Annotated in this window: 24 protein-coding genes; 16 read left to right on the top strand and 8 right to left on the bottom strand. The window is 73.9% G+C overall.

Annotated elements, in window-relative coordinates; translation table 11 throughout:
* Positions 1–377: 377 nt before the first annotated feature.
* Positions 378–1,271, bottom strand: a complete 894-nt coding sequence (locus tag IF02_RS0105410) for a dihydrodipicolinate synthase family protein (RefSeq protein ID WP_030154090.1) — start codon at positions 1,269–1,271, stop codon at positions 378–380.
* Positions 1,272–1,342: 71 nt separating this feature from the next.
* Between IF02_RS0105410 and IF02_RS0105405 the strand changes: the two genes are divergently transcribed.
* From IF02_RS0105405 to IF02_RS0105385, 5 genes are all read left to right on the top strand, one after another.
* Positions 1,343–2,284, top strand: coding sequence for a LysR substrate-binding domain-containing protein (locus tag IF02_RS0105405; RefSeq protein WP_030154089.1), 942 nt, complete (start codon positions 1,343–1,345; stop codon positions 2,282–2,284).
* 73 nt (positions 2,285–2,357) lie between these two features.
* Positions 2,358–3,443, top strand: a complete 1,086-nt coding sequence (locus IF02_RS0105400; RefSeq protein ID WP_030154088.1) for an S-(hydroxymethyl)mycothiol dehydrogenase — start codon at positions 2,358–2,360, stop codon at positions 3,441–3,443.
* Positions 3,444–3,668: 225 nt separating this feature from the next.
* Positions 3,669–4,970: an alpha/beta fold hydrolase gene (locus IF02_RS0105395; protein ID WP_106977222.1), complete on the top strand. Its 1,302-nt coding sequence runs from the start codon at positions 3,669–3,671 to the stop codon at positions 4,968–4,970.
* A 52-nt stretch (positions 4,971–5,022) separates the two neighbouring features.
* Positions 5,023–5,787, top strand: a complete 765-nt coding sequence (locus IF02_RS0105390; RefSeq protein ID WP_030154086.1) for a PIG-L deacetylase family protein — start codon at positions 5,023–5,025, stop codon at positions 5,785–5,787.
* A gap of 44 nt (positions 5,788–5,831) precedes the next feature.
* Entirely contained in the window at positions 5,832–6,665 is an 834-nt protein-coding gene (locus IF02_RS0105385; protein WP_030154085.1) for an enoyl-CoA hydratase/isomerase family protein, read from the top strand.
* On the opposite strand, the gene IF02_RS0105380 is transcribed toward IF02_RS0105385, so the two are convergent.
* The 3 genes from IF02_RS0105380 to IF02_RS0105370 are packed head-to-tail and all read right to left on the bottom strand — an operon-like array spanning position 6,652 to position 9,635.
* Complete coding sequence (locus IF02_RS0105380; protein ID WP_030154084.1) at positions 6,652–7,452, bottom strand: hypothetical protein; 801 nt, start codon at positions 7,450–7,452, stop codon at positions 6,652–6,654. The two genes, IF02_RS0105385 and IF02_RS0105380, sit on opposite strands and share 14 nt — an antisense overlap.
* Positions 7,453–7,488: 36 nt before the next feature.
* The gene (locus tag IF02_RS0105375; RefSeq protein ID WP_234318092.1) at positions 7,489–8,454 is read right to left on the bottom strand and encodes an SDR family oxidoreductase; all 966 of its coding nucleotides are present in this window, start codon (positions 8,452–8,454) and stop codon (positions 7,489–7,491) included.
* Positions 8,455–8,510: 56 nt separating this feature from the next.
* On the bottom strand, positions 8,511–9,635 hold the full coding sequence (locus IF02_RS0105370; RefSeq protein WP_030154082.1) for a hypothetical protein: 1,125 nt from the start codon (positions 9,633–9,635) through the stop codon (positions 8,511–8,513).
* A gap of 207 nt (positions 9,636–9,842) precedes the next feature.
* On the opposite strand from IF02_RS0105370, the gene IF02_RS0105365 reads away from it, so the two are divergent.
* From IF02_RS0105365 to IF02_RS0105340, 6 genes are all read left to right on the top strand, one after another.
* Positions 9,843–10,829 (top strand): NADPH:quinone oxidoreductase family protein, encoded by a 987-nt coding sequence (locus tag IF02_RS0105365; RefSeq protein WP_030154081.1) that lies wholly within the window; start codon positions 9,843–9,845, stop codon positions 10,827–10,829.
* Positions 10,829–12,013, top strand: coding sequence for an acyl-CoA dehydrogenase family protein (locus tag IF02_RS0105360; protein ID WP_030154080.1), 1,185 nt, complete (start codon positions 10,829–10,831; stop codon positions 12,011–12,013). Before IF02_RS0105365 ends, IF02_RS0105360 begins: the two co-directional genes overlap by 1 nt.
* Complete coding sequence (locus tag IF02_RS0105355; RefSeq protein WP_030154079.1) at positions 12,010–13,122, top strand: acyl-CoA dehydrogenase family protein; 1,113 nt, start codon at positions 12,010–12,012, stop codon at positions 13,120–13,122. The genes IF02_RS0105360 and IF02_RS0105355 overlap by 4 nt, the downstream gene beginning before the upstream one ends.
* Positions 13,123–13,348: 226 nt before the next feature.
* Positions 13,349–13,960, top strand: a complete 612-nt coding sequence (locus tag IF02_RS0105350; RefSeq protein WP_030154078.1) for a trimeric intracellular cation channel family protein — start codon at positions 13,349–13,351, stop codon at positions 13,958–13,960.
* 131 nt (positions 13,961–14,091) lie between these two features.
* Complete coding sequence (locus IF02_RS0105345) at positions 14,092–14,457, top strand: tyrosinase family oxidase copper chaperone (protein ID WP_030154077.1); 366 nt, start codon at positions 14,092–14,094, stop codon at positions 14,455–14,457.
* A gap of 10 nt (positions 14,458–14,467) precedes the next feature.
* Positions 14,468–15,331, top strand: coding sequence for a tyrosinase family protein (locus IF02_RS0105340; RefSeq protein WP_030154076.1), 864 nt, complete (start codon positions 14,468–14,470; stop codon positions 15,329–15,331).
* Positions 15,332–15,444: 113 nt separating this feature from the next.
* On the opposite strand, the gene IF02_RS0105335 is transcribed toward IF02_RS0105340, so the two are convergent.
* Both IF02_RS0105335 and IF02_RS0105330 read right to left on the bottom strand, forming a co-directional pair.
* Positions 15,445–15,723 (bottom strand): chaplin, encoded by a 279-nt coding sequence (locus tag IF02_RS0105335; protein WP_030154075.1) that lies wholly within the window; start codon positions 15,721–15,723, stop codon positions 15,445–15,447.
* An 81-nt stretch (positions 15,724–15,804) separates the two neighbouring features.
* On the bottom strand, positions 15,805–16,203 hold the full coding sequence (locus tag IF02_RS0105330; protein WP_158708458.1) for a hypothetical protein: 399 nt from the start codon (positions 16,201–16,203) through the stop codon (positions 15,805–15,807).
* Positions 16,204–16,388: 185 nt separating this feature from the next.
* Here IF02_RS0105330 and IF02_RS0105325 point away from each other — a divergent pair, with 185 nt between their 5' ends.
* Positions 16,389–17,840 (top strand): carboxylesterase/lipase family protein, encoded by a 1,452-nt coding sequence (locus IF02_RS0105325; RefSeq protein WP_051695810.1) that lies wholly within the window; start codon positions 16,389–16,391, stop codon positions 17,838–17,840.
* Here the strand turns inward: IF02_RS0105325 and IF02_RS0105320 are convergent.
* Entirely contained in the window at positions 17,818–19,065 is a 1,248-nt protein-coding gene (locus IF02_RS0105320; protein ID WP_078621883.1) for an alpha/beta hydrolase, read from the bottom strand. The genes IF02_RS0105325 and IF02_RS0105320 overlap by 23 nt on opposite strands.
* A gap of 280 nt (positions 19,066–19,345) precedes the next feature.
* Between IF02_RS0105320 and IF02_RS0105315 the strand changes: the two genes are divergently transcribed.
* The 3 genes from IF02_RS0105315 (at position 19,346) to IF02_RS0105305 (ending at position 22,654) form a co-directional block, all read left to right on the top strand.
* Entirely contained in the window at positions 19,346–20,227 is an 882-nt protein-coding gene (locus tag IF02_RS0105315) for an alkaline phosphatase family protein (protein WP_030154071.1), read from the top strand.
* A 2-nt stretch (positions 20,228–20,229) separates the two neighbouring features.
* Entirely contained in the window at positions 20,230–21,528 is a 1,299-nt protein-coding gene (locus IF02_RS0105310; RefSeq protein WP_030154070.1) for an MFS transporter, read from the top strand.
* A gap of 97 nt (positions 21,529–21,625) precedes the next feature.
* On the top strand, positions 21,626–22,654 hold the full coding sequence (locus tag IF02_RS0105305; RefSeq protein WP_030154069.1) for a TolB family protein: 1,029 nt from the start codon (positions 21,626–21,628) through the stop codon (positions 22,652–22,654).
* A gap of 55 nt (positions 22,655–22,709) precedes the next feature.
* Here the strand turns inward: IF02_RS0105305 and IF02_RS0105300 are convergent, their stop codons facing one another.
* Entirely contained in the window at positions 22,710–23,396 is a 687-nt protein-coding gene (locus IF02_RS0105300; RefSeq protein ID WP_030154068.1) for a GNAT family N-acetyltransferase, read from the bottom strand.
* 844 nt (positions 23,397–24,240) lie between these two features.
* Here IF02_RS0105300 and IF02_RS0105295 point away from each other — a divergent pair.
* A complete protein-coding gene (locus tag IF02_RS0105295) occupies positions 24,241–25,320 on the top strand; it encodes an SIS domain-containing protein (protein WP_037835516.1) in 1,080 nt (359 codons plus the stop codon).
* Positions 25,321–25,341 lie beyond the last annotated feature (21 nt).

Here is a 25,341-nt window from a genome sequence, read left to right as displayed (position 1 = left end):
TGGGGGTGCGGGGGATCCCTGGCGGCCGCCGGTTTCAGCAGCTGCCCGCTGGGAATGACGAGAAGGTAAGCGAGTGCGCCGGGCGGGAACAAGGCTCGAATTCCCCCGGGTGATCGTCTTGCCGGTTTCAGGGTCGGAAACGACCTTGGGGGCGCCTTCCGGGAATGCCGAAATTCCTTTCCGGGAAAAGGGAACCGTCTACTCCGGATTAATGATGTTGCTCCTATTCGAGTGACTCACATCACGAGCTCCGGAACCGTTTCAGGGAAACGGACAAGTCGCCCAAACCCTAGTCCGATTCGGGCATCTCGCCCGTTGTTTGCGAACCGCCCACAGGGGACGCTTCCCGGCATGCCCGTCGCGCTGTCGGACGGTTTTCAGACCTCCGCCAGCCGTTCCAGCGCCGCCGACACCGCCGCCCCGCCCGCCGGCAGCAGCGGGAGCCGTACGTCCGGGGTCGGGATCCGGCCCTGGGCATGCAGCACGCCCTTCACGACCACCGGATTCGGCTCGGCGAAGAGCGCCGCCGAGAGCCGGGCCAGAGCGTGGCCCAGGGCCCGGGCCCGCGGCACGTCACCGGCCCGCCAGGCCGCGGCCAGCTCCGCGTACCGCGCCGTCGCCAGGTGCGCCGAGGCGAGTACCCCGCCCGCCGCGCCCAGCGCCAGCAGCGGGGACACGTACAGGTCGTCGCCCGCCAGTACCGCGAACCCGTCCGGCGCCCCGCCGAGCAGCGCCACCGCCTCCTCGCCGACGCCGCCGCCCGCGTACTTCATCCCCGCCACCCCCGGCAGCTCCCCGAGCGCCCGCAGCGCGGCCGCGTCCAGCGGCTGCCCGGTCCGGTACGGGATGTGGTAGACGACGAGCGGTACGGGGCTCACCTCGGCCAGCCGCGCGAAGTGCGCCAGCACCCCCGCCGCCCCGGGCCGTACGAACGAGGGCACGGTCACCAGCGCCGCCCGCACCTCGGGCCACTTCGCGAGCCGGCCGAGCGCCGCCCCGGCGGCCCGGGTGCCGCTCGCCCCCGCGCCGACCGTCAGCATCGCGCCCCGCTCGCGGCAGACCCGGGCGCAGACGCCGGTGACGAGGTCGCGCTCCGCCTCGTCGAGCGCGGCGGCCTCGCCCGTCGTGCCGAGGGCGACGATCCCGGTGGCGCCCTCGTCGAGCACCTGGTGGGCGAGCGCTTCCAGGGAGTCGGCGGCGATGTCCCCGGCGCGCGTGAAGGGGGTGACGAGCGGTACGTGAATCCCGTGGAGGGAGAGGTCCTGTGCCATGCCGACGAGCTTCATCTGCCCCGAGCACCAAATCCAGTTCGCGTTTCTTACCGCACCCGTAAGCTGAGCCGATGCTCGACGTACGACGCCTGCGCCTGCTGCGCGAACTCGCCCGCCGCGGGACCATCGCCGCCGTGGCCGAGGCCCTCGCCTTCAGCCCTTCGGCGGTGTCCCAGCAACTCGCCGTCCTCGAACGCGAGGCGGGGCTGCCGCTCCTCGAACGCACCGGCCGCCGGGTCCGGCTCACCCCCGCCGGGCAGAACCTGGTCCGGCACGCCGAGGCCGTGCTGGAGCGGCTGGAACAGGCCGACGCCGATCTCGCCGAGGCGCGCGGCGGCCTGGCCGGGGCCCTTCGCATCGGGGCCTTCCCCACCGCCATCCGGGCCATCGTCCCGGCCGCCCTGGTGGCCCTGGCCCGGCGCCACCCGGGGCTGGAGCCGATGGTCTCGGAGACCGACCCGGCGGCGGTCGCGCACGCGCTGCGCGCCGGAGACCTGGACGTGGCCCTGATCCACGAATACGACTTCGTCCCCGTCCCGCAGGAGCCGGGGCTCGCGACGCGGCCGCTCTACCGGGAGTCGATGTACCTGGCCGCCCCGGCGGGGGCCGCGGCCGCCGCGGCCCCCGCCGGCCGCGGTCCCGACCAGGGAGCCGTCCTGCGGGCACACGCCGACGCCCCCTGGATCACGGCCACCCACGGCACCCTGTGCCACGCCATGGCCCTGCGGGCCTGCCAGGCCGCCGGGTTCACCCCGCGGATCCGCCACCGGGTCGACGAGTTCCCCACCGTGCTCGCCCTGGTCGCGGCCGGTCAGGGCGTCGCCGTCGTCCCGCAGCTCGGGGTCACGGGGCCCGCCGGCCCGGCCGTCTCCCTCACCCGGCTCCTCATGGAGCGCCGGACCCAGGTGGCCTTCCGCAGCGGCGCCGCCGCCCACCCCGCCGTGGCCGCCTTCGCAGCGGCACTTCGCGCCGCCGTACCGCCGGAACTCGCCACTCCCACTTCCCCGGCGTGACACGGGTCCCTTCCACCGCCGCGCCCGTGTACGTTCGTTGATCCAGACAGATCCGACCAGAGCGGGGTACGACGTGACGCATCGTGTACGAGGGGTCATCGCCCGGAGCAAGGGCGCACCGGTGGAGACGACGACGATCCTCGTGCCCGACCCGGGGCCCGGCGAGGCCCTGGTCAAGGTCCAGGCCTGCGGGGTCTGCCACACCGACCTCCACTACCGCGAGGGCGGCATCAACGACGAGTTCCCCTTCCTCCTCGGCCACGAGGCCGCCGGAATCGTCGAATCCGTCGGCCCGGACGTCACCTCCGTCGCGCCCGGCGACTTCGTCGTCCTCAACTGGCGCGCCGTGTGCGGCACCTGCCGGGCCTGCAAGCGCGGCCGCCCCTGGTACTGCTTCAACACGCACAACGCCACGCAGCCCATGACCCTGGAGGACGGCACCCCGCTCTCCCCGGCGCTCGGCATCGGCGCGTTCGCCGAGAAGACCCTGGTCGCGGCGGGCCAGTGCACCAAGGTCGACCCGGCGGCCTCCCCGGCCGCCGCAGGCCTCCTCGGCTGCGGGGTGATGGCCGGCCTCGGCGCCGCCCTGAACACCGGCAACGTCGGGCGCGGCGACTCCGTCGCCGTCATCGGCTGCGGGGGAGTGGGCAACGCGGCCGTCGCCGGCGCCCGCCTCGCCGGCGCGGGCCGGATCATCGCCGTCGACCTCGACGACCGGAAGCTGGAGTGGGCGCGGGGCCTGGGGGCCACCCACACCGTCAACGGCCGTACGGAAGACGTGGTCAAGGCCGTCCAGGCCCTCACCGGAGGCAACGGCGCCGACGTGGTCATCGACGCCGTGGGCCGCCCCGAGACGTACCAGCAGGCCTTCTACGCCCGCGACCTCGCCGGCACGGTGGTCCTGGTCGGCGTGCCGACGCCGGAGATGAAGCTCGAACTCCCGCTGCTCGACGTCTTCGGCCGCGGCGGCTCCCTCAAGTCCTCCTGGTACGGGGACTGCCTGCCCGAGCGGGACTTCCCCCTCCTCATCGACCTCTACCTCCAGGGCCGCCTCGACCTCGACGCCTTCGTCTCCGAGACCATCTCCCTGGACGCCGTCGAAGCCGCCTTCACCCGCATGCACCGCGGCGAGGTCCTCCGCTCGGTGGTCGAGTTCTAGACCCGCCGGACCGCTGTGACCCGGCCCCCGGCCCCCGGCTGACGTAGGCGCAGGTGGGGGCCGGGGTGCGCGGTGGTCCCGTACTACACTCGGCCGGGCCGCCAGACCCGTGCCCCGGTCGCGATCCGGCCGGGGCCGCCGCCGACCCGGGTCGGGTCTTTCGGATCATGCCGGGCTCGCGGCCGACCTGATCCGAAAGACACGACCCAGGGGCCGTTCGTGACCATCGACCGCAGCTACCGTCAGCCCGGTGTCGTCCTCACCGACCACCGCTTCAGCGTCCCGCTCGACCACGCGCGCCCGGACGGGGAGCACATCGAGCTGTACGCCCGCGAGGCCGTCGCCACCGGCAAGGACCCCGAGACCCTGCCCTGGCTGCTCTACCTGGAGGGCGGACCCGGCTTCGGCGCCCGCCGCTTCACCGGCCGGCAGGCCTGGCTGGAGCGGGCCCTGGCCGAGTACCGCGTCCTCCTGCTCGACCAGCGCGGGACCGGCCGCTCCACCCCGGCGAACCGGCAGACCCTGCCCCTGCGCGGGACCCCCGAGCAGCAGGCCGAGTACCTCGCCCACTTCCGCGCGGACTCCATCGTGCGCGACGCCGAGGCCATCCGACCCGGCCTGACCGGCGCGCCCTGGACCGTGCTCGGGCAGAGCTTCGGCGGCTTCTGCACCACCCACTACCTCTCCACCGCCCCCGAGGGCCTGACCGCCGCCCTGATCACCGGCGGCCTCCCGTCCCTGACGGCCACCGCCGACGAGGTGTACGCGGCGGCGTACCCCCGCATGGAGCGCAAGAACCGGGCCCACTACGCCCGCTACCCGATGGACGTCGAGCGCGCCCGCCGCATCGCCGCCCACCTCGTGGAGCGCCCGGCCGAACTCCCCGGCGGCCACCGCCTCACCGCCGAGGCCTTCCAGTCCCTCGGCATCCTGCTCGGCACCGGCGACGGCAGCCACCAGCTGCACTACCTGCTGGAGGACGCCTTCGTCCCGACCCCGTCGGGCCCGGCCCTCGCCGACGCGTTCCTGGAGCAGGTACAGGGACTGCTCTCCTTCGCCGCGCACCCCCTGTACGCCCTGCTCCACGAACCGATCTACGCCCAGGACCCGGCCGCGCCCACCGCCTGGGCCGCCGAGCGGGTCCGCGCGGGCCACCCCGGCTTCGACGCCGGGAAGACCCTCGCGGGCGACGGGCCCCTGCTGTTCACGGGCGAGACCATCCACCCCTGGCACTTCACCGCCGACCCCGCGCTGGCCCCGCTGCGCGAGACCGCCGAGCTGCTGGCCGCCCGTACCGGCTGGGAGCCCCTGTACGACCCGGACCGGCTCGCCGCCAACGAGGTCCCGGTGGCCGCCGCGATCTACCACGACGACCTGTACGTCGACACCGCGCACTCCCTGCACACCGCCGCGTCGGTCCGGGGCCTGCGCACGTGGGTGACGGACGAGTTCGAACACGACGGCGTCCGCGCCGGCGGCCCCCGCGTCCTGGACCGCCTGCTGGCCCTCGTACGCGACGACGTCTAGAACTCTGCTTCCGGCGCGCGGGGGTGCGCGGGGGTGCGTCTATTGTGCGGGCATGACCGAACAACTGGATCAGCCCGCGCCCTTGGAGCCGATGCCCGCCGACTGGCAGCGCGCCCTCGCGGTGGTCGCCCACCCCGACGATCTGGAGTACGGCGGGGCCGGGGCGATCGCCCAGTGGACGGACGGCGGCCGCGAGGTCGTCTACCTCCTGGCCACCCGCGGAGAGGCCGGCATCGACACGATCCCGCCCGAGGAGTGCGCCCCGCTGCGCGAGGCCGAGCAGCGCGCGAGCGCCGCGGTCGTCGGGGTGTCCACGGTGGAGTTCCTCGACTACCGCGACGGTGTGGTCGAGTACGGCCTGGACCTGCGCCGGGACATCGCTGCGGCCATCCGCCGGCACCGCCCCGAACTGCTCATCACCCTCAACCACCGCGACACCTGGGGCGGGCAGGGCGGCGGGGGCAACTGGAACACCCCCGACCACAAGGCCGTCGGCCGGGCCACCCTGGACGCGGCCGCCGACGCCGGCAACCGGTGGATCTTCCCCGAACTCATCTCCGAGCAGGGGCTGGAGCCCTGGGACGGGGTGCGCTGGGTCGCGGTGGCCGGGTCCTCGACGCCGACGCACGCCGTGGACGCCGGTCCCGGACTGGAGCGTTCCATCAAGTCGCTGATGGAGCACAAGGCGTACATCGAGGTGCTCACCGACCAGGACCCGGAGGAGTACTGCCGCACCTTCCTCACCGGCTACGCCCAGCAGGCGTCCGCGCGCTTCGGCGGCCGCCCGGCGGTGACGTTCGAAGTCTTCACGCGCTGACCGCGGAGCCCTATTCTGACGGATCGTCAGAATAGGGGATTTCCGTGATCGACACCATCGGCAGCGAGGTCGCTGAGGGCGAGGAGCGCGTCCGGCTGGAGACCGCGGACGGGATCGCGGTCCTCACCCTCTGCCGCCCCGACCGGCTCAACGGCTGGAGCTGGGAGTCCACCCGCCAGCTGGGCCTGCTCGCGGACCGGATCCGCTTCGATCCGGACGTACGGGTGGTCCTGCTGCGGGCCGAGGGCCGCGCCTTCTGTGCGGGCATCGACGTGAGCGCCCCCGGCGGCGCCATCACGGGCGCGACGGCCGCCGAGCGGACCCGCAACTACTACGAGGGCATCCGCTGGGTGCACGAACGCTTCGCCGTGCTCTCGCGGCTCCCGCAGCCGGTGGTGGCCGCCGTGCAGGGCTACTGCCTCGGCTTCGGCTTCGAACTGGCTCTGATGGCCGACTTCCGCATCGCCGCCGAGGACGCCGTCTTCGCCCTGCCCGAGGCGCAGCTCGGCGTGGCGGTGGACGCGGGCGGCGATCTGCGGATCGCCCGCGAGGCGGGTGCGGGCTGGGCCAAGTTCCTGGCGCTGACCGGCCGCCGGATCGACGCCGCGACGGCGCACCGCCTGAGCCTGGTCCAACTGCTCGTCCCGCCGGAGGAGTTGGAGAGCGCGGCGCGTGCGGTGGCGGCCGAGATCGCGGCCAACGCCCCGCTCGCGGTGCAGGGGATCAAGCGCGCGATCGACGCCTACGCGGACGCCGCCCTCGCCCCGGCCCTCGACCGCGTCGCGATGACGGCGGCCCTCACCCTCACCTCCGAGGACTGCCGCGAGGGCTACACCGCCAAAGCGGCCCGCCGCCCGCCGCACTTCACCGGAGGCTGAACACCGGCCGCGTCGAGAACTCCTCGTACATGCCCTCGCCGTCCGGCCCGTACGCGAACTCGGCCGTGGACGGGTTGCGGTTGGCGGTGGCCAGCGGCAGCCACGCGAGCAGGTCGCCGTATCCGCCGCAGACGGCCTCGCCGCCGTCACCGCCGTGCACCGCGGCCGGGTCGCTGCTCAGCTCCGTGCCGTAGCTGTCGTACGCGATGTGCAGCCCGAAGGCGTTCGGTTCGTGCCGCAGGCCACCGGCGCCCCCGTACGAGGGCTCGTCCAGGGGGCACTCGTTCCCCCACCGGAACAGGGTGCCCGCCCCGGCCCCGCAGGCGTGCTCCCACTCGTCGGCGCCCGGCATCCGCAGCCCGCGCGCCGCGAGCACGTCCGCCATCGCCTCCGGGCGCTCGGTCAGGGTCTCGTCCTCCACCGCCATGAGCACGGTGGCGAGCGCCGTGGTCCGGACCGGGCTGAGCACCTCGGCGAGGTAGTCCTTCAGGGGGAGCTCGTACCCGTACCCCTCCGCCCGGCTCTCCTCGTGGTCGGCGACCTGCGCCGGCGTCGGCACCCAGGCGTCGAGGTCGAACCCGAGCCGCACCGCCCCGCCGGGTATCAGGGCGAACTCCTGCCCCTCGCGCTCGATGCGGACGCGGTGCAGCGGCCCGCCGAGGTGGTCGACGGTGTCGAGCAGCACCACGCGGCCGCCCGCCTGCGCGGCGGCCTCGTGCGCGATGCGCCCGGCGGCGGCCCGGTCGAGCGAGCGCCAGTGGGCGAGGGTCAGATCGGCGAGAGACATGAGGGGATCCTCGCACCGGCCACTGACAACCGGCGCTCAGGGGGTGAACGGGCCGCGCCCCAACTGCGTGCGGACCGGGACCACCTCCGGGTTGACCAGCGAGCGGCGCTGCCAGTTCGCGCCGTCGACCACCAGCGTGTGCCCGGTGATGAACCGGGCGTACGGGGAGGCCAGGAAGGTGGCCGCCCACCCGAGTTCGCGCGGGGCGCCGACGCGCAGGGCGGGCTGGCGGGAGTCCCGGGCGTCGGGCGCGGCCCGCTCCAGGCCGCCGCGGATGTCCTCGGTCATGTCGGCGTGCGGGAACAGGCCGGGGACGAGGCCGTTGATCCGGATGCCGTACGGGCCCCACTCGACGGCGAGCGTCTCCACCAGGTTCTTCACCCCGGCCTTGGCGGCCGCGCTGTGGGCGAAGCCCGGGCCGCCGGTCCAGGCGTACGAGGCGCCGATGTTGACGATGGACCCGGATGAGGCGGCGCCGAGGTGGCGGCGGCCGAACTCGCGGGTCGTGAACCAGGTGCCGGTCAGGGTGATGTCGACGACCGCCCGCCAGGCGTTGGGGGACAGGTCCTCCGCCGGGCACGGGAAGTTGGCGGCCGCGTTGTTGACCAGGACGTCCGGCAGGCCGAGCGCCGCCTGCGCCGCGTCGAAGACCTCGGCGATCCGTTCCGGGTCCCGGATGTCGCAGACGGCGGCCGTCACCCGGCCCGCGCCGGGGACGGCCGCCAACTCCTCCTGCGCCGCCTCCAGCCGCTCCGCGCGCCGGCCCGCGATCACCAGGTCCGCGCCGAGCCGGGCGAACTCGGCGGCGATGGCCTTGCCCAGCCCGGTGCCGCCGCCGGTCACGAGGACCACCTGCCCCGCGTACGTACCGGCGGGCAGCGCGGCGGCGCCCGCCGGCGGCGGCGCGGGCAGCCCGGGCGGTTCGGACGGCGGCGGCGGCCCGGGCGGCACGGGCGGCCCGGGCGAAGGTTCCGGCGCGGTATCCTGCGAAGGCGTCTCCATGCGCCCATCGATAGCGCGCCGGAGCTCAGATCACCATGCCCGCGGCGCCCGGGCCGCTACTGCGGTGCGTACGCCTGCTTGCTCGCGCAGTTCCACACCACGGCGCTGCCCTTCATGGCCCCCCAGTCGTAGAACGTACCGCCCACCCGGTCGTCGTCCGAGGCCGCGAAGGCCGAGCTGCGCGAGTCCGGGCTGGTACCGGCGGGGTGCGGGAGCGCCAGCGGCGCTCCCGTTCCCGGCCAGTACGCGGCGTGGAGGAAGTTGGCGTACCCCTCGACGAAGGTCATGGCCGAGCCGACGGCCACGTTCGTGGCCGGGCTGAGGCCGTCGAAGGTCACGTGGTCGTAGCCCTTGACCCGTCCGGGATCGTTCGGCAGGGCGTCGTAGGGCTTCTTCCAGACGGCCGGCTTGCGCTCCTGCCAGTCGCGGTGGCTGAGGTCTTCGTGGCCGACGACCCGGCCGCGGTCGTCGATGCCGGCCGCGGCCGTCCGCACCGTCCAGTCGTCCTCGGTCCACACCCGCAGGCTGTACGGCGGGTACCCGCCCCCTGAGGGCCAGACGACCGGGAAGGTCTTCCCCCTGAGCTGGTCGTCCTCGTACGAGGTCTGGGCCGTGCCGACGATGTCCCCGCGCGCGTTGATCCCGTCCACCGAGACGATCCGGACGCTCGGGTGCTCGTCCGCGGGAACGGGCAGCTCGCGCACCACGGCGCCGTTCAGCCATTCCTTGGCGACGCCGCCCTCCATGCCGACGACGCGCCCCGCGTCGTTGACGTCCGTCACCGCGCTCGAAGCGGCTGCGCCGCCGATCAGCCGGACCTCCGACGCACCCCGCTGGTAGGTGAACCCGTAGGAGGTCGTGTACTCGCCGGCGCGCCGGAGGGTGCCCACCATCAGGCCCTTGGCGTTCACCGCGAGGACCTGGCCCGACACGAAGCCCTCGGGCAGCGGGACGGCGTGCACCGCGTGGTCGGCGGTCCAGTACGCGGGCAGCCCGGCGCTGTCGCCGGCCACCAGGCCGCCGGCCCCGAAGGCCCGTACGGCCCCGCCGGCCGGCGCGGGTCCGTCCGCGAGGGACGGCAGCCGGAGGATGTCCGGCGTGCACGCCGGCCCGGCCGCGGCCGCCGGCCCGGCCGCCGTGATCAGACCGGCCAGGACGACGGCGGTCGCGGCTGCGGACATGCTTCTTCTCATGTGGTGGTCCCCCCTGGACTCAAGTCATGACGCGTGCACGCCACATGTTGCCTGATCGGGGGCGGGAGTGGCCGGATTGACGCGTGGGGTTTCGGCCCGACCCGGAATCAGCCCCGCCGACAGTTCCCAGAGAGGCAAGCGACTGCTTAGTATGCCCGCGGAGCGTGGTTCCTCGACGGCGGCTGGAGGCCCCGGATGCAGGCATGGCGAGTACATTCCCCCGGCGAACCCCGAGAGGCCATGCGCCTCGAAGAGGTTCCCGAACCGGTGCCCGGCGAGGGCGAGGTGAGGCTCAAAGTGCTCGCGGCGAACGTCAACTTCCCCGACGCGCTGCTCGTGCGCGGCCAATACCAGATCCGCCCGCCGCTGCCCTTCACCCCCGGCGTCGAGATCTGCGGCGAGACCGAGGACGGCCGCCGCGTCATCGCCAACCCGAGCCTGCCGCACGGCGGCTTCGCCGAGTACGTCACCGCTTCCGCCCGGGCCCTGCTGCCGGCCCCCGAGACCCTCGACGACGCCGAGGCCGCCGCCCTGCACATCGGCTACCAGACCGGCTGGTTCGGCCTGCACCGCCGGGCCCGCCTCCAGGCCGGCGAGACCCTCCTCGTGCACGCCGCCGCCGGCGGGGTCGGCAGCGCCGCGGTCCAGCTCGGCAAGGCCGCCGGCGCCACCGTCATCGGGGTCGTCGGAGGCAAGGCCAAGGCGCGCACCGCCGAGGACCTCGGCTGCGACCTGGTGATCGACCGGACCGGCGAGGACCCGGCCGCGATCGCGGCCCGGGTCAAGGAGTTCACCGCCGGGCGCGGGGCCGACGTGGTGTACGACCCCGTCGGCGGCGACGCGTACACCGCCTCCGCCAAATGCGTGGCCTTCGAGGGCCGGATCGTCGTCGTCGGCTTCGCGAGCGGCACCATCCCCGCCCCCGCCCTCAACCACGCCCTCGTGAAGAACTACGCCGTCCTCGGCCTGCACTGGGGCCTGTACGCCGCCAAGGACCCCGCCGCCATCGCCGCCTGCCACGCCGAGCTCACCCGGCTCGCCGCCGAGGGCGCCATCAAGCCGCTGGTCAGCGAACGCGTCCCGCTCGCCGCGGCCGCCGACGCCGTGCAGCGCCTCGCCGACGGGACCACCACCGGCCGGCTGGTCGTCGTACCGGCCCTGAACGGAGGGGACCCGCGGTGATCACCTCCGAAGCACTGGTCGCGCGCGTACGGGACCTGCTCCTCGCCCACCCGCCCGCCGACACCGACCGCGCCGACTTCCTGCGGGCCCGCTTCGACGCCGGCCTCGCCTGGGTCCACTACCCCGAGGGCCTCGGCGGACTCGCCGCGCCCCGCACCCTCCAGGCCGTCGTCGACGCCGAACTCGAGGCCGCCGGCGCCCCCGACAACGACCCGCGCCGGATCGGCATCGGCCTCGGCATGGCCGCGCCCACGATCCTCGCGTACGGCACCGACGAGCAGAAGCGGCGCTTCCTGCGCCCCCTGTGGGTGGGCGAGGAGGTCTGGTGCCAGCTCTTCAGCGAGCCCGGGGCCGGCTCCGACCTCGCCGCGCTCGGCACCCGCGCGGTCCGCGAGAGCGGCTCGGGCGACTGGATCGTCGACGGGCAGAAGGTGTGGACCTCCAGCGCCCACACCGCCCGCTGGGCCATCCTCATCGCCCGCACCGACCCGGCGCTGCCCAAGCACCAGGGCATCACGTACTTCCTCTGCGATATGCACGCCCCCGGCGTCGAGGTCCGGCCGCTGCGCCAGATCACCGGCGAGGCCGAGTTCAACGAGGTCTTCCTGACCGGCGTCCGCATCCCCGACAGCCACCGGCTCGGCGCCGTCGGCCGGGGCTGGGAGGTCGCCCGCACCACCCTGATGAACGAACGCGTCTCCATCGGCGGCATGCGGATCCCGCGCGAGGGCGGCATGATCGCAAGCGTCGCCGCCGCCTGGCGCGAGCGGCCCGAGCTGCGTACCCACGCACTGCACCAGCGGCTGCTCCAGCTGTGGGTCCAGGCCGAGGTGGCCCGGCTGACCGGCGAACGGCTGCGCCAGCAGCTCGCCGCCGGGCAGCCCGGCCCCGAAGGGTCCGGGATGAAGCTCACGTTCGCCCGCCTCAACCAGGAGATCAGCGGCCTGGAGGTGGAACTCCTCGGCGAGGAGGGCCTGCTGTACGAGGACTGGACGATGCGCCGGCCCGAGCTCGTCGACTTCACCGGCCGCGACGCCGGCTACCGCTACCTGCGCGCCAAGGGCAACAGCATCGAGGGCGGCACCAGCGAAATCCTCCTCAACATCGTCGCCGAACGCGTCCTCGGCCTGCCCGCCGAGCCGCGCGACGACAAGGACCTCGCCTGGAAGGACCTGGCCCGATGAGCACTGCGTTCGACCTGCTGTACTCCGAGACGGAGGAGGAGCTCCGGTCGGCCGTACGGGCGCTGCTCGCGGACCGCTGCGCACCGGCGGGCGTGCTCGCCCGGGCGGAGACCGGCCGGCCGCACGACCCGGAGCTGTGGCACACGCTCGCGGCGGAGATCGGCACGGCCGGGCTGCTCGTACCGGAGAAGCTCGGCGGCCTGGGCGCGGGCCACCGGGAGGCGGCCGTGGTCCTGGAGGAGCTGGGGCGGGCCGTGGCGCCGGTGCCGTACCTGACGAGCGCGGTCCTCGCGACGGAGATCCTGCTGGGCTGTGACACCGAGACCCCGGAAGTCGCCGGGCTCCTGCGGGAGCTGGCCGCGGGCCGGCAGGTGTGCGCACCGGCGCTGCCGCTGACGCAGGCCCCGGGCGCGCCGCTGCCGACCGCCGTACGGGACACCGGGGGCGGGATCCTGACGGGCACCGTCACCTCGGTGGCGGACGCGGTGGCCGCCGACGTCCTGCTGGTCCTCGCCGACAGGGGGCTGTACGCGGTCCCGGCGGCGGAGGCCTCGCTGACCGGGCGGGTCCCGCTGGACCTGACCCGCCCGCTCGCCGCGGTGACGCTGGACGGCGCCGCGGGGACCCTGCTCGCGGACCCGGCGACGGCCCGCGCGGCGGTCGCCGGGGCGCTGCTCTCGGGGGCCGGACTGCTGGCCTCCGAGCAGCTCGGGCTCGCGGAGTGGTGCCTGACGGAGACGGTGCGGCACGTGCGCGGCCGCCACCAGTTCAACCGGCCGGTCGGCTCCTTCCAGGCGCTGAAGCACCGGCTGGCGCAGCTGTGGCTGGACGTGGCCTCGGCCCGCGCCGCGGCCCGCGCGGCGGCGGACGCCCTGGCCACCGGGGCCCCCGACGCACCGCTGACGGTGGCGGTCGCGCAGGCGTACTGCTCCGGGGTGGCGGTGCGGGCGGCGGAGGAGTGCGTGCAGCTGCACGGCGGCATCGGGATGACCTGGGAGCACCCGGCGCACCTGTACCTGAAGCGAGCCAAGGCCGACGCCCTGACCCTGGGCACCCCGGGTCACCACCACACCCTGGTGGCGGACTTCGCCGAGCTCCCGTCCCCGTAGCTCCGGTCCGAACCCGGGGACTCCGCCCCCGGACCCCCAGGGGTCCGGGGGCGGAGTCCCGGTGAACGGGAGGAGGGCGGGGCGGGGAGAAGCCCCGCGCAATGGTCACGGCAGGGGGCGGCACCCGGCAGCGCATGGCCGAACGGCCGATGTGGGGGAGCGGGGCGGTGCGGCAGGGTCGACAGGTCGACTCGGATCGTTCGCCCCGTCCTCTGAAGGAGGCGCCATGCTGCACGCCCTCTACCTCCTCGGCATCGCCGCCTTCGCCGCCTCCGGCGTCCTCGCCGCCCACCGGGCCAACATGGACCCCTTCGGCGGGCTCGTCCTGGCCTTCGCCGCGGCCATCTCCGGCGGCACCCTCCGCGACCTCATCCTCGACCGCCACCCGCTCTACTGGACCCGCGACTGGCTCCTGCTCGTCGTCATCGCCTCCGTGGCCGTCGCCACCATGCTCTACCTGCGCCGCCGCGAGCTCCCGCAGCGCGCCCTCGTCGTCGTCGACGCCGTCGGGCTCGCCGTCGTCACCGTCATCGGCGCCCGCGCCGCCATCGACGCCCACGTCACGCCCGTGGCGGTGCTCATCCTCGCCGTGCTGACCGGGGTCACCGGCGAGGTCGTCCGCGACGTGCTCTGCGGGGAGTTCCCGCCGCTGCTCCTGCGCGAGGAGGTGTACGCGACCGCCGCGCTCGCCGGGGCGGCCTGCTACCTCGGCCTGCACTGGGCCGGGACCGCGGACACCCTCAACATCGCCGTCTCCGCCGGGCTGGTCTTCACGCTCCGCATGGCCGCCGTCTTCCGCGACCTGCACCTGCCCCGCCTCCAGCGGGCCGCGGGCTGATCCCCGTCCTCGCGGCCGGGACTGCTGCCCCCCGCCGCCCTCTTCTGCAACCATCCTGAGCTGCCGAGGTGACCTCGCCCGCCGCGCCGCGTTAGACCCCGTATCGCGGACCACCGAGCGAGGGAGACCGCATGTACGCCACACCCGCCTCCGCAGTACTCACCCGCCGCACGGCCCTTCGTACGGCCTTCACCGCGGCCGTGCTCGCCGGCACGGCCGCCGCGCTGGCCCCCGTACTGCGCGCCCGTCGCCCCCGGCAGACCCTGACCCCGGCCCCCCTCGCCGAGGAGACGTACCGCGGGCGGCACATCGCCGTCGACCTCGCCGGGGTCCGCATCGACGGCCGCCCCCTGCACGTCATGCGCCGCGCCGACGGCAGCTACCTGAGCGGGATCAACCACTTCCAGTCCTTCGGGACACCGCTGGAACTCGCCCGCGCCGCCGTCGACGAACTCGGCACCACCCAGCTGGCGTTCGCGGCCCCGCACCACGGCTGAGGAGCCCCGCATGTACACCCGGCAGAACCAGAAGAACCTGACCAGCGCCCAGAAGAGGCGGTTCACGGCGGCCGTGCTGGAGGTCAAGCGCAGCGGCGCGTACGACGACCTGGTGCGCACCCACGACAAGTACTTCGTGCCCGACCGGGACAGCAAGCTCCGCGTCGGGCACATGTCCCCGTCCTTCTTCCCCTGGCACCGGCGCTACCTGCTCGAGTTCGAGCGGTTGCTCCAGGCCGTCGACCCGGGGGTCTCGGTCCCGTACTGGGACTGGACCGCGGACAACAGCCCCGTCTCCCCCCTCTGGGCCGAGGACTTCCTCGGCGGCACCGGCCGCGAGGGCGACCGCCGGGTCATGACCGGCCCCTTCGCCTACGGGAACGGCAACTGGGAGATCACGGTGGGCATCACGGAGGCCCGCTTCCTCACCCGCAACCTCGGCCGGCCGCAGAACCCGATCGCCCTGCCCACCGCGGCCGAGCTCCAGTGGGCGCTCGACGACCCGAAGTACGACAGCTCGCCCTGGGACTCCACGGCGCAGGGCGGCGGGTTCCGCAACAAGCTGGAGGGCTGGGCCGCGCCGAAGAGCGAGCGCTGGCGCAACCACAACAAGGTCCACCAGTGGATCGGGGGCCACATGACGGGCGGTACGGCGCCCAACGATCCGGCGTTCTGGCTGCACCACGCCTTCGTCGACCTGCTCTGGGACCGCTGGCAGCTGAGGCACCCCGGCTCCGGCTACCTGCCCGCCGCCCCGCTCGAACCGGGCGACCTCCAGCGCGGCCGGGTGATCGCCCTCGACGAGCCGATGCCGCCGTGGGACCTCACCCCGCGCGACATGCTCGGCCACCAGGGCCTCTACCGCTACGAATGACCCGTACGCATGCGCCCGTACGCATGACCCGTTGCCCCGACGCGGACACGCGAGTCCGGACGCGAGAAGGGCCCCCGCCGTGCGGCGGGGGCCCTCGGTCCTCGATCCGGCCGTCAGCCGCCGTAGCCCTCGGTGTGGTGCTCGCCACCGCCCGACGCGTTGACGCAGGTGTTGCCGAACGCCGGGTTCAGCAGGGCGATCACGTTCACGGTGTTGCCGCAGACGTTGACCGGGACGTGCACCGGAACCTGGACCAGGTTGCCCGAGAGGACACCGGGGGAGCCGACCGCCGCACCGTGCGCTCCGGCATCGGCGACGGCCAGACCGGCACCGGCGGCCAGGGCGCTACCGGCAACAGCGGTGACGGCGATTGCCTTCGCGATACGCGACATCAAGATCTCCTTGTGAGATGTGTGGTGCCACAGGGGTCTGTGGCATTTGACATGGCGTACAACGCAGCGGGGGCCGTGCGGTCACGGCCGCTGGGCCTTACTGATGAAGGAAAATCGCACGGAGGCGAAGTACGGCTTGATCTGGCCCGCGGCGCCGGGCTCCAGCACCGCCGCCGGGCTGCCCGCGCAGCCCGGCTCCCGGTAGAAGGTCGCCGTTCCGCGGGTCGAGTTGGTGACGGCCCGGGATCCGCCGCCCTCCGCCGCCACGCAGCCCTTCGGGGCGGTCAGCCCGTGGATCTTGTCGTCCTGGCCCACGTACTGGAAGTCGGGCCCGGCCGCGGCCCGCGCCGGGCCTGCGGCCAGGAGCAGGAGCAGGGGCAGGGGCAGGAGCACGGGCGCGAGCACGGGCGCGAGCGGGGGGACCGGCCCGGCCGCCCGGACGAAGCCGCGGACGCCGGAGTGGATACGCATGGATCGCATGCCCGCTCCAACCAGGCCCGCCCCGCGCCGGGTCACGCCTTGTCACCCCTCGCAGGCCTGTGCGACCGTGCCCGGGAGGCGGAACAGCGGATTCAGTGGTTTAACGGGTCCATGGGTCTACGGGTCCGCGGGTCTGCGGTCCGCGGGTCTGCGGTCCACGGGTCTACGGGTCTACGGAGGAAACGATGAGCACAGCGGGCGGCAGCGGCCGGCCCCGGGTCAGGACCGGGTACGGCGTCGTCGAGGGCCGGACCGGCCCGGGCGGGACCGCCTCCTTCCGGGGCATCCCGTACGCCGCCCCGCCCGTCGGCGCCCTCCGCTTCGCCGCGCCCGCGCCGCCGGCCGCCTGGGACGGCGTACGCGACGCCGGCGCCTTCGGGCCCACCGCGCCCAAGGTGCCCTACCCGCCGAAGTTCGCCGCCCTGCTGCCCGACCCGGAGGTCCCCGGGGACGACTGCCTGAACCTCAACGTGTGGACCCCGGAGCCGGCTCCCGGGGCCCGGCTGCCCGTCATGGTGTGGCTGCACGGCGGGGCGCTCACCCGCGGATCCTCGGCCGTCCCCGTCTACGACGGCTCCGCCTTCGCCCGCGACGGGGTGGTGCTCGTCTCGGTCAACTACCGGCTGGGCGTGCTCGGCTACGGGCTCTTCCCCGACGCCCCCGCCAACCGCGGGCTGCTCGACCAGATCGCCGCCCTGACCTGGGTCCGGGAGAACATCGAGGCCTTCGGCGGGGACCCCGCCCGCGTCACCGTCTTCGGTGAATCCGCCGGAGCCATCAGCGTCGGGGCCCTGCTCGGCGCCCCGCGCGCCGCCGGGCTCTTCGCGCAGGCCGCCCTGCAGAGCGGCGCCCCGGAGGTGCTGCCCCGCGAGAAGGTGCGCGCCATGGTCCGGCGGATGGCCTCCCTGCTCAAGGTGCCCGCGACCGCCGGGGCCTTCGCCGCCACCGCCCTGCCCGACCTGCTCGCCGCCCAGGGCGCCGTGCTGCGCCGCTCCAGCCCGCTCACCGGCGGTCCCGCCTTCGGCCTGGTCGCCGACCCGGACACGCTCCCGGACGACCCCCTGGAGGCCGCCGCGGCGGCGGACGTACCGCTGCTGCTGGGCTGGACCACCGAGGAGTACCGGCTCTGGCTCGCCCCCACCGGCGCCCTGCGGGTCATGGACCGGCTCGGTCCGCTCACCGTGGCGCTGGCCCGCGCCCGCAGCGGGAAGGACCGGGCCGCCGTACGGGCACTGCGCGCCGTACTTCCCGGGGCCGGCCCGGCGGAGCTCGCGGGACAGCTGCTCACCGACGGGCTGCTGCGCGATCCGCTGCGCCGCCTCGCCGGGGCGCGGCGGTCCGCTTCCAGCTTCCTGTACGAGTTCGGCTGGCCCTCCGGCCTGCCGGGCCTCGGCGCCTGCCACGCCCTGGAGCTGGGCTTCGTGTTCGACACCCTCGACGTGCCGGAGGCCTCGTGGCTGGCCGGGCCGGACGCCCCGCAGGAGCTGGCCGACCGGATGCACGCGGCCTGGGTGCGCTTCGCCGTGACCGGGGACCCGGGCTGGGCGGCCTGGGACGGCGACGGCCCGCCGATGGTGTTCGGCGGGCCGTGCGCGGAATCCCTCGTACCGGCGGTTACTCCACCGGTCCTTCCATGACCTTGCTGATGAACTGGATCGGGCCCTCGCCCATGTTCGGCACGTAGGTCTTGGCGTTGTGCTGGCCGCCGGGGATGACCCTCAGGCTGGTGTGGATCGGCCCCTTGCCGTAGGTCGCGACGAACTTCTGCACATCGGGCAGCGTCTTCTTGTTGCTCTCGTTGTCGCCGACCTGGAAGGCGAGGTAGACGTCCGGCGCGCCCTTCTTGTCGATCATGGCCTTCGCCAGGAGCTCCGGGTTGTTCTCGGCCTTCTCCTTGTCGTGGCCCTTCCACAGGGAGGAGTCGGGCACGATGTCCGGGCCGGAGCAGATCGCGGCCTTGAACTTCTCCGGGTACTTGAGCACGGCCTTCAGGCTCGCGAAGCCGCCGGTGGAGGAGCCCATGTAGGCCCAGCCGTCACGGGACTTGACGGTGCGGAAGTTCTGCTTCATGAGGTCCGGGACGTCCTCGGTCAGCCAGGTGCCCATCTTCGGCTGGTCGGGGATGTCGGAGCCGTCCCAGTAGATGCCCTTGTCGTCCGGGCCCGGGTTCAGCACCGGCATGGCGAGGATGAACGGCTTGCTCTTGCCCTCGGCGTACCACTTGCTGATGCTGGTCTGGAGCCCGAGGTCGGTGCCCATCCAGTAGTTGTTGGGGTAGCCGGCGCCGCCGGGCAGGGCGATCATGACCGGGAAGCCGCTCTTGGCGAACTTCGGGTCGTTGTACTCCTTGGGAGCCCAGACCCACACCTTGCCCTTGAAGCCGGACTTCTTGCCGTCCAGCGTGGTGACGGCCACGTGCGTGCCGTCGGCCAGGGTCATGGAGTTCTTGAACTCGGCCTTCGGGCCGGTGGGCATCAGGGCCTTGGAGTTGGCCGCCTGCTTCGCGGTGCCGCCGTCGGCGCCGCCCGCCTGGCCGCCGCCCGCGGCCCCCTGGCCGAAGGAGACGTCCTTGCCCTTGTCGGTGAACGGGGGTATCTCGAAGTGGTACATCACTCCGGCCGCGATGCCCGCGAGGGCGAGCACGGAGACACCCGCGATCAGCCAGCGCCTGCCCCTGCGCGGCCGGCGCTCCTCGTACGGGGGCTCCTCCGGCTCGTTGTACGGCGGCTGCGGCGGCCCGTACGGGGGCTCGGGCTGGTACTGGGGTTCGTACTGCTGCGTGTACGAAGCGCCGTAGGGCTGCTGCTGGTACTGCCCTTCCGACCGGTACGGCTGGTGCTGTCCGTCGGGTGAGTACGACATGTGCGGTTGCTCTCCGGCTGGTGCTGCCCCGTCGGGGGATGGTCTTTTCCCCGTCTGGGGGTGGTCTCTTCTGTTCGAAGGATGAGCCTACGTGCTGCCTGGTTCCCCTTTTTCCCAGCTCTTGGGTTGCCGTAGGCCAGGGCGTTGCCGAACACCGGCAGGGCCACCGGAGTTCCCGGTCTGTTAGCCGACTGTCCCTGGCCCATGCACATGCCCGTGGGTATGGTGCCTGCGCGCCGCCACCCGACCCCCCTGCCCGGAGGTACCTTCCGTGTTTGGCATGACCTCATCACGGTCCGCCCGCAAGACCGCCCTTGCCACCGCCTTCGGCCTCACCGCCGCCGGCACGGCCCTCTGGGCCGGCCTCGGCGCCGCCCAGCCCGCGCACGCGGCCGGCCTGCCGGCCCCCGACCACGTCGTCGTCGTGGTCTTCGAGAACCACGCCTACAACCAGGTCATCGGCAGCTCCAGCGCCCCGTACATCAACTCCCTCAAGAGCGGGGGCGCCAACCTCACGCAGTCGTTCGGCATCACCCACCCCAGCCAGCCCAACTACCTCCAGCTGTTCTCGGGCTCCAATCAGGGCGTCACCGGCGACAGCTGCTACACGCCCGGCTTCAGCTCCGCGCCCAACCTCGCCTCCGAGCTCATCGCCGCGGGCAAGAGCTGGGCCAGCTACAACGAGACCCTCCCCAGCCAGGGCTCCACCACGTGCAGCAGCGGCAACTACGCCCGCAAGCACAACCCCTGGTTCGCCTTCTCCAACGTGCCCACCAGCACCGCGAAGACCATGACCCAGTTCCCGACGGACTACACCACCCTGCCCAAGGTGTCCTTCGTCGTCCCGAACCTGTGCAGCGACATGCACGACTGCTCCGTCGGCACCGGCGACACCTGGCTCAAGAACAACCTCAAGGCCTACGCGGACTGGGCCAAGACCCACAACAGCCTGCTCGTCGTCACCTTCGACGAGGACAACCGGCTCGCGGGCAACAAGATCCCCACCGTGCTCTACGGCCAGCCCGTCACCCCCGGCAGCACGTCGTCCACCACCTACAACCACTACGACGTGCTGCGCACCCTGGAAGGCCTGGCCGGCCTGACCACCCACGCCGGGAACGCGGCCGGCGCCAAGGACATCACGGGTATCTGGGCTTCCTGACCATGTACGTTGCGGACAGCCGCGGTACCCCCGCGCCCGCCGTGACCCCCGAGCCGCAGGCCGTCGCCCCGGGCATCCGCCCGGGGCGGCGCGCCGCGCTCGCCCCCACGGTCCTCGCCCTCGGCACGGTCAGCCTGATCACCGACGTCTCCTCCGAGATGGTCACGGCCGTGCTCCCCCTCTACCTCGTCGCCGGCCTGGGCCTGTCCCCGCTCGGCTTCGGACTGCTCGACGGGATCTACAACGGCATCAGCGCCCTGGTCCGGCTCACCGGGGGCCACCTCGGCGACCGCCTCGGCCGCCACAAGGCCCTCGCCGGCCTCGGCTACGGCCTCTCGGCCCTGTGCAAGCCGCTGCTCCTGCTCGTGCACACCCTCCCCGCCATCGGCGCGGTACTCGCCCTCGACCGCACCGGCAAGGGCCTGCGCACCGCCCCGCGCGACGCGCTGATCTCGCTGGCCGCCGCCCCCGAGGACCGCGGCCGGGCCTTCGGGGTCCACCGGGCCATGGACACCGCCGGCGCCCTGATCGGGCCGATCCTCGCCTTCCTGATCCTGCGCGGTGCCGCCGACGGCTACGACGCCGTCTTCACGGTCAGCGCCTGCGTCGCCGCCCTCGGCGTGCTGGTGCTCGTCCTGTTCGTCCCCGGCCGGCGCACCGAGCCGTCCCCCGGCGCCGAGCCCGTCTCGCTGCGCGCCGCCTTCGGGCTGCTGGGCCGCCGCGACCTGCGCCGGATCAGCCTGTGCGCCCTGCTGCTCGGGCTGTGCACCGTCAGCGACGCCTTCGTCTTCCTGCTGCTCCAGCGCGCCACCGGGATCGCCGACCGCTGGTTCGCGCTGCTGCCGCTGGGCACCGCCGCCGCGTTCTTCCTCCTCGCGCTGCCGCTGGGCCGGCTCGCCGACCGGATCGGCCGCTGGCGCGTCTTCCTCGGCGGCCACCTCGCGCTGCTCCTCGCGTACGGGCTGCTGCTGGCGGGCGGACACCATCCCGCCCTGCCGTACGCCGTGCTCCTGCTGCACGGCGGCTTCTACGCGGCCACCGACGGCGTCCTGATGGCCGCGGCCGCAGGAGCCGTGCCCGAGGAGCACCGCGGCGGCGGTCTCGCCCTCGTCCAGACCGGCCAGGCACTCGCCCGCTTCGCCGCCTCGCTGGGCTTCGGCGCCGCCTGGACCGTCTGGGGCCCCCGCCCGGCCCTCGCGGTCGCGGCCGTCCTGCTGGCCGTCGCGGCCGCCGCGTGCGCCCGGCTCCGGCCGGCGGACGCGACGGCCGCCGAGGCGGCTGCCGGGGCGCGGGCCGACTGAGCCCGCCGGGGCTGTCCGGCCGGACAGCCCCGGCCCCCGGCCCCCAGCCCCCGGGCCGGCCGCCTCCGACGTTCCCCCACATCCCCGAAAGGCCCCCATGACCCTCCAACGCCGGATCCTGATCCTCGTCTCCGCCGTCGTGCTGCTCGCCGCGGTGGGGGTGCTCGCCGTCGTACGGGCCTCCTCGCGGGCCGACGAGAAGAACCAGACCCAGGCCGGCGGGCCGCAGATCACCAGGGGCGAGGTGTCCCTGGCCCCGGACGGGGACAAACGGCGGATCGTGTTCCGGAACATGGCGTGGGGCCCGCACCGCGACGAGCTCGCCACCGTCCCCGCCGACGCGCCCCAGGGCCCCCGTACCGCCTCCGGAGTGAGCTGCCTGCGCTTCCACGCCGCGGCCGGCACCGGGATCTGCCTCCAGGCCGACAAGGGCGGGGTCCAGGAGAGCTACCGGGCCGTCGTCCTCGACGCGCACCTCAAGGAGGTCTCCGCGTACCCGCTGGCCGGCATACCCACCCGCGCCCGGGTCTCGCCCGGCGGACACCTCGCCGCCTGGACGGTCTTCGTCGGCGGGGACTCGTACGCCGGGACGAACTTCTCCACCCGGACCTCGCTGCTCGACCTGCGCACCGGCAGGCTCGACGCCTCGCTGGAGGACTTCGAGATCCGCAAGGACGGCAAGGCGTACCGCAACGCCGACGTGAACTTCTGGGGCGTGACCTTCGCCGCCGACGAGCGGACCTTCTACGCGACGCTCGCCACCGGCGGCCAGACCCACCTGGTCCGCGGCGACCTCGCCGAACGCACGGTGACCACGCTGCGCGAGAACCTGGAATGCCCGTCGCTGTCACCCGACGGGACCCGGCTGGTGTTCAAGAAGCGGGTGCCCGGCCTGTCGCCGGACGCCCCGTGGCGGCTGTACGTCCTGGACCTGGCCTCGATGCGGGAGACCCCGCTCGCCGAGGAGCGCAGCGTCGACGACCAGGTGGTGTGGACGGACGACAAGACGGTCGTCTACTCCCTGCCCGGCGACTTCGGCGCCGACCTGTACGCCCTGCCGGCCGACGGCAGCGGCGCTCCGGCCCCGCTGATGGCATCGGCCCTCGCCCCGGCCTTCCTCGGCTGACGCCGGGAGGAAGGACCGGGGCAAGGACCGGCGGGACCGCAGGACCGCAGGACCGTTACGCCGGGACCAGTGTCTTGCGGCGCCGCTTGCGCTGGGCCCCCGCCGACAGCTTCAGCTCGATGATCGACCGTACGGCCGGCCACTCCTCGTCGAGGATCGAGTAGAAGGCGGTACTGCGCACGGCGCCGTCGAGACCCCGCGAATGGGCCCGGCGGACCCCCTCGCAGGTGAACCCGAGCCGCTCCATCGCGGCCCGCGAGCGCCCGTTGCGGGCGTCGGCGCGCAGCGAGATGCGGCGCACGCCCCAGGTCTCGAAGGCATGGCGGAGCATGAGCAGCTTCGCCTCCGTGTTGATGCCCGTCCCCTGGGCGCCCGGGGACAGCCAGGTATTGCCGATCTCGGCGGCATCGGGGATCGCCGTCGCCGGATCACCGAACGGGACGCCCGGCACGGCGGGCCACACCAGTGGTCCCTGCCAGTAGTCGAGGTCCAGGAACCGGGTCGAACCGACGACCCGGCCGTCGGTGGCTCTGACCACCGCGAAGGGGAGCGATCGACCCGCCGCCTGATCTGCGAGGGCGCGGTCGATGTACTCGTGGGACGCCTGCACCCCATGGGGTACGGGGGTGAAGGCGTAAGTCGTACGATCCTCGGCCCCGGCCAGGGCCAAGGCCTCGGTGTGGTGGGGGGCGAGGGGCTCGAGCCGCACGCTGCGGCCGGCGAGGAGTACGGGTACGGGCACGGAGCCTTCGGTCCTTCTGGGCGGTGGGGTGGTTGCACAGTGTGCGCTCCTGACGTCGCCCCCCGTGCAAAACACGGGTGAAAGGCAACGGGCTGTCAGGTGAACGCGAGTGGCTCAATGTAGCCCCTAAATGTGCTCTCATGAACCCCCAAATTGGCAACGCCGCGGCCATGTTTTTCGATGACTTTGGTCCCCGCCCCGGAGCCCCCGTAATCCTGATCCGCGGACATCCGTTCCGGCGCGCCGCACGGGTCCCCCGGACGGCCGCCCCGACGGCGTCCGATCGGCGTACAAACACCCTCTGACCTGCACGGATGTCATGAGCCCCGGGTGGTCCCCACGGTGGCCCCGAGCGCAGGCGCGGCGGATGATCCCAGGGCCCCGCCCGGTCCGCAATGCCATCGAACATGCGGCCGTCGGTGATGTGTCCGGCGTCGCACTCCGGGCCCTTCGCCGCCGGGGTCGGTGGCCCGTGGCGCCAGGGGGCGCCGCACGGGCGTGTCGGCCCGCCCGGAGGGTGTCCGCGGCCGGTGGCGCTCGCCGCCGTACTCGGCGACCGGCCCCCGACCGAACGAGTGGCCGAGCGTGCCGATCGACTGCCTCGTCAACCACGGCATCGCCACCAAACCCTGCCCGTCTCGTCCCGATCTGTCTCGCCTTCGCCGCGCTCGACCTGGCGACCGCGGGCCGCGAACGCGCGGAGGACGGGGCGGGCGGTGCCGGAGTCCGCCTCCCGCCCCCTACCGTCCCTCCAACGCGCCGTTCCCGCACGGACCGTCCGGGAACCGTCGCGGACGTTCACCGACCGTCACAGACCTTCCAGGAAAGACGAGAGACCCACACCATGTCCGGACCCCGCATCACCTTCCTCGAGGGCCAGGCCGGCCAGGGCGCCGCCCTCGCCCGGATCGCCGCCCGCGTCCGCACCCGGCTCGGCTCCCCGGAGTACGCCGCCCTGCGCACCGCCCGGCGCCCCCTGTTCACCGGCATCGGAGCCTCGTACGCCGCCCTCGCCGTCCCCGTACAGCAGCTGCGCGCGGCCGGGGTCGTCACCCAGCGCGTGCTGTCCAGCGAGATCGAGACGGGCACCGCCGGCTTCGACACCGACTGCCTGATCGCCGTGTCCCAGGGCGGCCGCAGCTCCGAGACCATCGCCGCCTTACGGCGCGCGGCCCCAGGCATCACGAAGACCGCACTGCTCAACGTCGTACCGTCGCCGCTCGGTGCACTCGCCGACCTGACCGTGGACCTCGGCAACGAGCCCGACTCGTACGCCTCGACCATCGGCTACACGGGGACGGTCGTCGCCCTCGACCTGGTCGCGGGGGCCATGGCGGGCCGAGAGCGGGACCCGTGGGGCGACATCGCCGAGCAGGCCGCCGCGGTCCACCGGCAGGCCGCCGAGGCGGTCGCGGGCCTGCGCGAGCGCGGAGCCCGCTGCATCGCCTCCGACGCGGTGGCGGCAGGCGCCTCGCGGGCCTCGGCCGAGGAGGGCGCGCTGCTGCTGCGCGAGGTGGCCCGGATGACCGCGGCGGCCTCCGCGACCCGCAACTACCTGCACGGGGGGATGGAGTCGGCCGGCAACACCCTGCACCTCGTCTTCGGCCACGGCCGCGAGATCGAGCTGGCCCGCTCGCTGGCCGGCGCCGGGCACCTCACGCTGCTGCTGACGACGGCCGACGCCGAACCGTCGGACAGCCTGTCGGTGATCCGCCTCCCCGACGTCCCGGAGGCCGTCCGCGTGGTGCTGGAGGCGGTGGTGCTCCAGGAGCTGGCCGCCCAGCTCAGCGCCGAACGCGGCGTACCGATCGAGTCGTTCGTGTTCGCCAACGGCGACACCAAACAGGGCGGCCTCGACAGGTCCGCCTTCCAGGTGGCCGCCTACGCCCCGGCAGGCGACGCCGCAAGGCCCCCGGCCCCCTGATCTCGCCCCGGCCCGACCCTA

This window comes from Streptomyces sp. NRRL S-244 (assembly GCF_000717915.1).
In the GTDB taxonomy this organism is placed as follows: Bacteria; Actinomycetota; Actinomycetes; order Streptomycetales; family Streptomycetaceae; genus Streptomyces.
The sequence above is the reverse complement of the archived record's forward strand: the minus strand, read 5'-3'. Positions and strand labels throughout refer to the sequence as shown.

What these genes read in the sequence shown, in the direction of transcription:
- IF02_RS0105405 (WP_030154089.1), top strand. Translation starts at nt 1,343, where the DNA reads ATGCTCGACGTACGACGCCTGCGCCTGCTGCGCGAACTCGCCCGCCGC.
- IF02_RS0105355 (WP_030154079.1), top strand. Translation starts at nt 12,010, where the DNA reads ATGAGCACTGCGTTCGACCTGCTGTACTCCGAGACGGAGGAGGAGCTC.
- IF02_RS0105335 (WP_030154075.1), bottom strand. Translation starts at nt 15,723, where the DNA reads ATGTCGCGTATCGCGAAGGCAATCGCCGTCACCGCTGTTGCCGGTAGC.
- IF02_RS0105345 (WP_030154077.1), top strand. Translation starts at nt 14,092, where the DNA reads ATGTACGCCACACCCGCCTCCGCAGTACTCACCCGCCGCACGGCCCTT.
- IF02_RS0105295 (WP_037835516.1), top strand. Translation starts at nt 24,241, where the DNA reads ATGTCCGGACCCCGCATCACCTTCCTCGAGGGCCAGGCCGGCCAGGGC.
- IF02_RS0105350 (WP_030154078.1), top strand. Translation starts at nt 13,349, where the DNA reads ATGCTGCACGCCCTCTACCTCCTCGGCATCGCCGCCTTCGCCGCCTCC.
- IF02_RS0105410 (WP_030154090.1), bottom strand. Translation starts at nt 1,271, where the DNA reads ATGGCACAGGACCTCTCCCTCCACGGGATTCACGTACCGCTCGTCACC.
- IF02_RS0105340 (WP_030154076.1), top strand. Translation starts at nt 14,468, where the DNA reads ATGTACACCCGGCAGAACCAGAAGAACCTGACCAGCGCCCAGAAGAGG.
- IF02_RS0105390 (WP_030154086.1), top strand. Translation starts at nt 5,023, where the DNA reads ATGACCGAACAACTGGATCAGCCCGCGCCCTTGGAGCCGATGCCCGCC.
- IF02_RS0105320 (WP_078621883.1), bottom strand. Translation starts at nt 19,065, where the DNA reads ATGTCGTACTCACCCGACGGACAGCACCAGCCGTACCGGTCGGAAGGG.
- IF02_RS0105380 (WP_030154084.1), bottom strand. Translation starts at nt 7,452, where the DNA reads ATGTCTCTCGCCGATCTGACCCTCGCCCACTGGCGCTCGCTCGACCGG.
- IF02_RS0105365 (WP_030154081.1), top strand. Translation starts at nt 9,843, where the DNA reads ATGCAGGCATGGCGAGTACATTCCCCCGGCGAACCCCGAGAGGCCATG.
- IF02_RS0105325 (WP_051695810.1), top strand. Translation starts at nt 16,389, where the DNA reads ATGAGCACAGCGGGCGGCAGCGGCCGGCCCCGGGTCAGGACCGGGTAC.
- IF02_RS0105375 (WP_234318092.1), bottom strand. Translation starts at nt 8,454, where the DNA reads ATGGAGACGCCTTCGCAGGATACCGCGCCGGAACCTTCGCCCGGGCCG.
- IF02_RS0105370 (WP_030154082.1), bottom strand. Translation starts at nt 9,635, where the DNA reads ATGTCCGCAGCCGCGACCGCCGTCGTCCTGGCCGGTCTGATCACGGCG.
- IF02_RS0105330 (WP_158708458.1), bottom strand. Translation starts at nt 16,203, where the DNA reads ATGCGATCCATGCGTATCCACTCCGGCGTCCGCGGCTTCGTCCGGGCG.
- IF02_RS0105315 (WP_030154071.1), top strand. Translation starts at nt 19,346, where the DNA reads ATGACCTCATCACGGTCCGCCCGCAAGACCGCCCTTGCCACCGCCTTC.
- IF02_RS0105310 (WP_030154070.1), top strand. Translation starts at nt 20,230, where the DNA reads ATGTACGTTGCGGACAGCCGCGGTACCCCCGCGCCCGCCGTGACCCCC.
- IF02_RS0105305 (WP_030154069.1), top strand. Translation starts at nt 21,626, where the DNA reads ATGACCCTCCAACGCCGGATCCTGATCCTCGTCTCCGCCGTCGTGCTG.